Annotated in this window: 7 protein-coding genes, 1 pseudogene and 1 riboswitch; of the genes and pseudogenes, 7 read left to right on the top strand and 1 reads right to left on the bottom strand. The window is 33.4% G+C overall.

Annotation, left to right across the window (positions count from 1 at the left end):
- The 5 genes and pseudogenes from IJI80_RS04880 to tfrA form a co-directional block, all read left to right on the top strand.
- Positions 1-790, top strand: a pseudogene (locus tag IJI80_RS04880) (hypothetical protein); the annotation flags it as partial.
- 191 nt (positions 791-981) lie between these two features.
- Positions 982-1,269, top strand: a complete 288-nt coding sequence (locus tag IJI80_RS04875; RefSeq protein ID WP_292788125.1) for a hypothetical protein — start codon at positions 982-984, stop codon at positions 1,267-1,269.
- Between the two features lies 1 nt (position 1,270).
- Positions 1,271-1,540, top strand: a complete 270-nt coding sequence (locus IJI80_RS04870; protein ID WP_292788123.1) for a hypothetical protein — start codon at positions 1,271-1,273, stop codon at positions 1,538-1,540.
- 262 nt (positions 1,541-1,802) lie between these two features.
- Positions 1,803-1,953, top strand: a riboswitch (FMN riboswitch).
- A 161-nt stretch (positions 1,954-2,114) separates the two neighbouring features.
- The gene (gene ribB / locus IJI80_RS04865; RefSeq protein ID WP_292788121.1) at positions 2,115-2,756 is read left to right on the top strand and encodes a 3,4-dihydroxy-2-butanone-4-phosphate synthase; all 642 of its coding nucleotides are present in this window, start codon (positions 2,115-2,117) and stop codon (positions 2,754-2,756) included.
- 95 nt (positions 2,757-2,851) lie between these two features.
- Positions 2,852-4,510 (top strand): fumarate reductase (CoM/CoB) subunit TfrA, encoded by a 1,659-nt coding sequence (gene tfrA, locus IJI80_RS04860; RefSeq protein WP_292788119.1) that lies wholly within the window; start codon positions 2,852-2,854, stop codon positions 4,508-4,510.
- 688 nt (positions 4,511-5,198) lie between these two features.
- Here tfrA and IJI80_RS04855 read toward each other — a convergent pair.
- The gene (locus IJI80_RS04855) at positions 5,199-5,654 is read right to left on the bottom strand and encodes a winged helix DNA-binding protein (RefSeq protein ID WP_292788117.1); all 456 of its coding nucleotides are present in this window, start codon (positions 5,652-5,654) and stop codon (positions 5,199-5,201) included.
- A 187-nt stretch (positions 5,655-5,841) separates the two neighbouring features.
- Here IJI80_RS04855 and IJI80_RS04850 point away from each other — a divergent pair, with 187 nt between their 5' ends.
- Both IJI80_RS04850 and IJI80_RS04845 read left to right on the top strand, forming a co-directional pair.
- Positions 5,842-6,948, top strand: a complete 1,107-nt coding sequence (locus IJI80_RS04850) for an aldo/keto reductase (protein WP_292788116.1) — start codon at positions 5,842-5,844, stop codon at positions 6,946-6,948.
- Positions 6,949-7,002: 54 nt separating this feature from the next.
- A complete protein-coding gene (locus IJI80_RS04845) occupies positions 7,003-7,467 on the top strand; it encodes a flavodoxin (RefSeq protein WP_292788114.1) in 465 nt (154 codons plus the stop codon).
- Positions 7,468-7,748 lie beyond the last annotated feature (281 nt).

The raw sequence follows: 7,748 nt of genomic DNA, 5'->3' as shown, positions 1-7,748 counted from the left end.
TTTCAATGCTACATTAACCGCTGATTTAAGCTATGGAACAAACTATGTATCCAAATGCATTTTCACCAACAATATTGCAAAAGGCCGTGGTGGAGGAGCAATATATGGATTCACACACCTAGACATCAATTCATGCACATTCAATTCAAACCAGGCTAATGAGCATGGAGGAGCCGTTTTTGCAAACAAGAATTTGATTTTAAAGAATTCAAAATTCACCAATAACAAGGTATCCAAAAACGGTGGAGCGGTTTACTTCAGATGCCATGAACAAAGCGGCAGCTATGTAAACAAGACATGGGTTGCTAAGATGAAATACTACTCTGCAAATATCACCAATTGTGCTTTCAGCAAAAACACTGCAAGTAAAGGTGGAGCAATATACGGATTTTTAAATCTTGCATCTGACAAGAAACGCTTGAAAGTGAATAAATGCAATTTCACTGCTAATAAGGCAAGCAAATCAGGCAGAGATGTATTAGGCGGAACCTGCTCTAACTGCATATACAATTACATTAAATTGACTTCAAAAAACAAAACAGTGAAGAAATCTGCTAAAAAGATCACTTTAACTGTGAAACTTACAAAAGGAAAAGCATTGCTTAAAAACAAAAAGATCAAATTCCGATTTAGAGGCAAAAACTATTATGCAAAAACCAACTCAAAAGGAATTGCAAAAGTCATCATTAAGAAAAGCGTGCTTAAAAAGCTTAAGGCAGGCAAAAAATACACTGTAAAAATGTCTTACCTTAAAAACAGCATTAAAAGAACAGTTAAAGTCAAAAAATAATATAGAAATTAAAAGATACCTTATAAATTAAGGTATCAACATTTTCTTTTTTTAAATAGCTAATTTTAATTCTTATAAATGCTTGATATGCGCTTTACTATCAAATATGATATATCTTATAACTATATAAATAATTATTAAATATAAAGTTAACCAAATATAGTTATGTTAATAAAAAATAGGTGAAATGAATGTTGGAACAATACATGCCTTTTATGGGCTTAATAATTTTTGGTAACATAGAAAACCTCATACTCTCATCTCAAGGAGTTGTTGGAGGTGTAGACCCTAAAACATTAGGTGGATTAAGTATAATTGTTGTAATTTTATGGTTATTCATTGGTACTATAGCTACCGATATTGCAATGCAATATGCCGATATAATAACATTTATTGGAGGATTTGCAATATTCGTTTTAGGTGTGAAAGCGGTATGTGATGCTGTAAAAAACATCAAATCTCAAAAAGGAGGTGCATAAGATGGTGAATTTAAAAGATTACGCTCCATTTACAGGATTGTTAATATTTGGAAACATAGAAAACTTAATCTTAGCATCCCAAGGTGCTGTTGCACATGTAAATCCATATATTTTAGGTGGATTGAGTATCATTGCAGTAATCGCATGGCTATTGCTTGGTACCTATGGAACAAAAATGGCTATCAAATACGCAGATTACATTGAAATCTTCGGAGGAGTGGCTATTATTATTTTAGGTATTCAATCCATGCTTGAAGCATTTGGAATATAATAAAAAAGCAATGTTTTATTAATAAAATTGTAGTTTTTAAAAAAAATTATAAAAATTTTATTAATAAACTATATTGTTTTTTAAAAAAAAATTATAAAAAATTTTAAAAAATTTCATTAATAAACTATATTGTTTTTTAAAAAAAATTATAAAAAATTTTAAAAAATTTCATTAATAAATTTATGCCATTTTTTATAAAATATAAAAATATTACACTTTATATATAAAAAAGTATTTTAACCACTAACAATATATTTAATTATACAATTCTCAGGGCGGAGTGAAATTCTCCACCGGTGGTGATTCATTAGTGCAAAAATTTATTTTAAGAATGATAAGTCCACGAGCACAATTGTGTTGATTTGGTGAAAGTCCAAAACCGACGGTGACAGTCCGGATGGAAGAGAATATGAGTTTAAAGTAAATAGGTCTAGATAGCTCTATGTTTGATTATAGAAAATAGCTAAAAACCTAAATAAAATTAATTTACTTAAAAATAAATATCCTTTTTTTGCCCTGATTCTAGTAATTAGAATTAGAAAACTTTTAATTTAAACAACTAAGGAGCTTTACTATGAATCATGAAGAAAGTTTAAAAGGAAGTCCAGAAGAAAGAGTGGAAATAGCATTGGATGCAATAAGATCAGGTAATGGTGTCATTGTAACTGATGATGAAGACAGAGAGAACGAAGGAGACATGATCTTTTCATCAGAACACTTGACTGAAGAGCAAATGGCACTTCTCATAAGAGAAGGAAGTGGAATCGTATGCTTATGCTTAACTCCTGACAAGGCCGATGAATTGGAACTTCCTTTAATGGTAGAAAACAATACAAGTACTTATGGTACTGGATTTACAATTACAATTGAAGCGGCAGAAGGAGTAACCACTGGTGTATCTGCAGCAGACAGAGTGAAAACCGTTAAGGCTGCATCAAATCCAGATGCAAAACCAAGTGATTTACACCATCCTGGACATGTATTCCCTCTTAGAGCAAGAGAAGGTGGAGTGCTTGAAAGAGATGGCCATACTGAAGCAACCATTGATTTAATGAGACTTGCTGGACTTAATCCTGCTGGTGTATTATGTGAAATCACATTGCCAAACGGAACTATGGCAAGAATGCCTGATGTAATTGAGTTCTCAAAAGAGCATGACATGCCTGTTGTAACAATTGAAGACATTATACAATATCGTAAAGAAAACGACTTATAATAATTTAGTAAAAACTATTTAATTTAAAAAATAGCTATTAAAAGCTATGTTTAAAAATCTAGCTTAAATGAATAAAAAACTAAAGAAGGGAAATTATGGAAATTAAAACTATCACAACTGATGTATTGATTATAGGTTCTGGTGGTGCTGGCTGTAGAGCAGCAATTGAAGTGTCCAATCAAGGAAAGGAAGCATTGATTGTTTCAAAAGGATTGTCATTCAGATCAGGCTGTACTGGAATGGCTGAAGGTGGATACAATGCTGCACTTGGACTTGTAGACCCAGAAGATAGTGTAGAAGCACATATAAAAGACACCTTAAAGGGTGGAAGTTACCTTAATGACCCTAAATTAGTAGACATTCTAATCAATGAATCACCTGACAGGCTCCAAGACTTGGAAGAGTATGGAGCACTCTTTGACAGACAGGAATCAGGTGAATTGAACCAAAGGCCATTCGGTGGTCAAACCTATAGAAGAACCTGTTTCCAAGGAGACAGAACCGGCCATGAAATCATGACTGCACTTAAGGAAGAAATCATCAAGCGTGACATAAAGACCGTTGATGAAGTGATGATTACAGCACTTATCAAGGATGATTCAAACAACATCCTCTCAAAGGTAATCGGTGCAGTTGGACTTGACTTGAAGAATAATGACATCATCTATTTCCAAGCTAAAGCGGTTGTTCTTGCAACTGGTGGAGCAGGCCAATTGTTCCCTGTAACCTCAAATACCACCCAAAAGAATGGGGATGGATTTGCACTTGCATGGAATGTGGGAGCAGACCTGATTGATATGGAAGAGATACAGTTCCACCCAACTGGTATGGTTTATCCTGATTCAAGAAAAGGAGTTCTTGTAACTGAAGCTGTAAGGGCTGAAGGCGGAAGACTCATCAACAGCGAAGGGGAAAGGTTCATGGGCAGATACGATGACCGTATGGAACTTGCTACCCGGGATGTTGTCGCAAGGTCAATCTACAATGAGATTATGGAAGGAAGAGGAACAGAGCATGGAGGAGTCTACCTCGATGTAAGCCACCTCGACCCAGATTTGATTGATGAAAAGCTTGAAACAATGGTGCTTCAGTTTGAAGACATTGGTGTAGACATCAAAACCGAACCGATGGAAGTTGCACCTACTGCACACCATCATATGGGAGGGGTCAGAATCAATGAGGATGGTCAATCCACTGTTGAAAACCTATTCGCTTGCGGGGAAGTATGTGGAGGAGTCCATGGTGCTAACCGTCTCGGTGGAAATGCACTTGCAGACACTCAAGTGTTCGGTAAAAGAGCAGGATTTGCTGCAGCTCTTGCATGTGACTTGACTACAATGCAATACAATTTCACAGCTGTTGAAGAGGAAAGGGATAGAATCGAGTCATTGATGAAGGAAGGTTCCATCGATCCAATAGCTATGAAAAAGGAAATCCAGCAATTGATGTGGGAGAAAGTCTCAATTGTAAGAAACGAGCAAAACCTAAAGTCAGCTCTTGAAAGACTTCTTGAAATGAAAGAGGAATTGAATGACCTCAATGTTGATGACAGGACCCAATTCAATGAATCACTCCTTACCGCTCTTGAAGTAATCAATATGGTTGAAATCTGTATCCTTATCGTAAAATCAGCTATCTTGAGAAGAGAGAGCAGAGGAGCACACTTCAGAGAAGACTTCCCAGAAACAAATGATGAGCTTTGGAAAAAGAGCATTGTCATGGGACCAAATAAAATCAGATTTGCTAAACGTTAGTAAAATTGACTAATTTTTATCAATCTTATTTATTCTAATTTTTGTGGAGTTTAACTCCACTTTTTTTATCTAAGAAAAAATAATTCGTATTATAATTAACTATTTTTTAATAATATTATTATATTAATTTAACTACATAAAATTGATTAAAACTGTTAAATTGACTTAATATTAGTAAATTGATATTAAATTAAAAAAATAAACTCAAATCAAAGTTAAATTAATAAATAATTAGTTTTAAACTAATATTTGGCAATTCTAAATTTGGATAATTTATCTAGAACTACGAATTTTAAGCAGGAGGAAAAACACAAGTATGCTCCTGACTAAAAGACAGGAGGTGGTTCTATGATGGATGAAATTTTAAAACTACTACGTGCCGTTAGTTTAATAAATAGAATTCATATTACCTTTTGTATAAAAATTAATTAATTTGTAAAAATTTTTAAATACTGAGTAATTTAAATTTTCCATTTTTAGTTTTGCCTTAGAAATTTCTAGAGATAAAAATATTTAAATATTTAAAAAAACTATATTTAATTAAATACTTGTGTGTCAATCTCATTTGAGATTGATTTTTCCTGCTAGTGGAGATTTATCTCCACTTTTTTTATCTTGTAAAAAATAGTTCGTATGAAATGAAATAATTTATGTAAAAACTTGTTTTAAAAAAATAGAAAAAGGAGTTTTAAAGCTTTTGAGTGTTTAGAACTAACTTCAATAAGGATTTTTTCAAGACTTTTCTCTCATCCTCATCGATTCCATCCATTACTGTATCTTCCCAGTAATCGATGTACTTTAATATCTTATCAGTTCTTTTAATGCCTTTATCAGTTAATTTAACTAATTTTCTACGTCTATTAGAAGGATCTTCTATTCTTTTAATAAGGCCCGCCAATTCAAAACGCCTTAGAAGCTTTGCAGTGTAACCATCACTGACCTTGAATAGATTCACCAATTCCTTTTGAGTTCCTTCAGTAGAAAACCTTATTCTGAGTAAAAAAGGAAGTTCCACTAAACTGATGTCTTCATCTACAAATTCCTCATCAATGTAATTTCTAAAGCTTCCCACCAATTCCTCTACAAAGTGATAAATTCTAATGTCCTCAGGATTTTCATTAATAAACTGATTAGGCAATTCCATATTTACACCAATTCTAAAACACTATAGTTTTTCTCTTTATATAAACTATATTTTTCAATCTATTTAAATATTTTCATTAGATAACTGTTTCCTTAGGAAAGATTTATATATTATATCATATATAATATCTTTAAAAATATATGAAAATTCAAGATAATATTATGATCTAATTAAATAGGTGACAATTATGAGCGATGTTATGTTTGGATTTGGAGCTATGAGATTGGATTTGGAAGAGGAAAACAATCCAAGTTCCATAAATTACGATGATGTTACAGAGATGATTGACTATTATATGGATCAAGGTTTCAACTACTTTGACACCTCTTATGCATACCACAATGGTGCTTCTGAAGCTGCCTTAAAGATTGGACTTGTGGAAAGATATCCAAGAGAATCATTTAAGATAGCTGATAAGATACCTACATGGGCTTTAACTAGCGAAGAGGATAATCAAAAATTTGTAGATATCATGCTTGAAAGATTGGGAACAGATTTCTTTGATGTATTGCTAATCCACAATATCAATGAAGCATTCCTTCAAATAGCTGAAAACTGCAACAGCTTCGATTACATTAAGAAAATGAAAGAGGAAGGAATAGCTAAGAAAATAGGTATCAGTTACCATGACAGGGCGGATCTTCTTGAAGAAATCCTTGAAAAATACGGCTATGCAATAGATGTAGTGCAACTTCAATTAAACTATCTCGATTGGGAAAGCAAACTTACCGAATCCAGAAAGAATTATGAAATCTGTGAAAAATTCGGCAAGGATGTAATTGTAATGGAACCAATAAAAGGTGGAACTCTCTACAATTTGCCTGACGACATTAAAGAAAAATTTGAAAAAGAAGGCATGACACTGGTTGAAGCTGCCTTAAGATTTGCAGCAAGCCATGAAAACGTCAAAGTGGTTTTAAGTGGTGTAGGAAACCTCGAGCAGATGAAAGAGAACTGTGAAGTATTCAAGCCATTTGAACCTATGAGCGAAGAGGAAGAGAAGTTCGTGCTTGAAATGGCAAATGAAATCAAGGAACTCATTGCAATAGACTGCAGTTATTGCGGATATTGCCTAAAGGAATGCCCAGCAGGAATCCCTATACCTGATTTCTTTGAATTGTACAACAGTGAAAAGATGTATTCACTTCCTTCATTGCATGCAATCTATGGAACAACTGCAGCTGCAAATGCACCAGCATCCGCATGTACTGAATGTGAATCCTGCATGGCAATCTGTACCCAAAAACTAGACATTCCAACACTTCTAAAAGATGTTGTAAATACATTTGAATAATTTTAAAAAAAATATAATGAATAAATTTTTTCAATCAATAAAGATGGTGGTAAAATGAAAACTTTAGTAACTTATTTCTCAGCAAGCGGAGTAACCAAAAGAGTGGCAGAAAAAGTGGCAAATGCACTTGATGCAGACATCTTTGAGATTGCTCCTGAAACTCCATATACCGCAGCAGACTTGGATTATATGGACAAGACAAGCAGATCAACTATTGAAATGAATGACAGAACATTTAGGCCTCCAATCAAGGAAACAATTGATGTCGCTGAATATGATACTATTCTCATCGGTTTTCCAGTATGGTGGTACACCGCTCCAACTATAATAAACACTTTCATTGAAAGCATTGACATTGCTGGAAAAACTGCAATAGCTTTCTGCACTTCTGGAGGAACTGGAATTAGCGGTTGTGAAAACGACTTGAAAAACGCTTATCCAGAAGCTAATTGGAAGCCAGGAAGAAGGTTATACGGTAGAGAATCTGATGATGAAATCATCAATTGGGTAAATGAATAAATATTTTAAACGAAAATGAATAAAAAATTATTCATTTTCTTTTTTTATCAACCCAAAAATAGTTCGTAAAATATAAAATAAATTTAATAATTAAAAAAATATAGGAATAGAAAAATTGCCTATTCCTCAGCTTCCGCTTCCCTTAACTCTTTCATTTCTGCAATAGCTCTTTTTGCCTCACTTAAGATATGGCCTTCATCCACAGTGAGAAGCTTTCTATTCTCCATCAATATCTTACCGTTACAGATAGTGGTGTCAACATTGGAACCGTTAGCGGAATA

The sequence above is a fragment of the Methanobrevibacter sp. genome (genome assembly GCF_017432245.1).
GTDB lineage: Archaea > Methanobacteriota > Methanobacteria > Methanobacteriales > Methanobacteriaceae > Methanobrevibacter.
This window is presented reverse-complemented; position numbering and strand designations above follow the sequence as displayed.

Excerpts from the sequence above, each read along its gene's own strand:
- IJI80_RS04875 (WP_292788125.1), top strand. The coding sequence starts at position 982 with ATGTTGGAACAATACATGCCTTTTATGGGCTTAATAATTTTTGGTAAC.
- IJI80_RS04870 (WP_292788123.1), top strand. The coding sequence starts at position 1,271 with ATGGTGAATTTAAAAGATTACGCTCCATTTACAGGATTGTTAATATTT.
- ribB (WP_292788121.1), top strand. The coding sequence starts at position 2,115 with ATGAATCATGAAGAAAGTTTAAAAGGAAGTCCAGAAGAAAGAGTGGAA.
- tfrA (WP_292788119.1), top strand. The coding sequence starts at position 2,852 with ATGGAAATTAAAACTATCACAACTGATGTATTGATTATAGGTTCTGGT.
- IJI80_RS04855 (WP_292788117.1), bottom strand. The coding sequence starts at position 5,654 with ATGGAATTGCCTAATCAGTTTATTAATGAAAATCCTGAGGACATTAGA.
- IJI80_RS04850 (WP_292788116.1), top strand. The coding sequence starts at position 5,842 with ATGAGCGATGTTATGTTTGGATTTGGAGCTATGAGATTGGATTTGGAA.
- IJI80_RS04845 (WP_292788114.1), top strand. The coding sequence starts at position 7,003 with ATGAAAACTTTAGTAACTTATTTCTCAGCAAGCGGAGTAACCAAAAGA.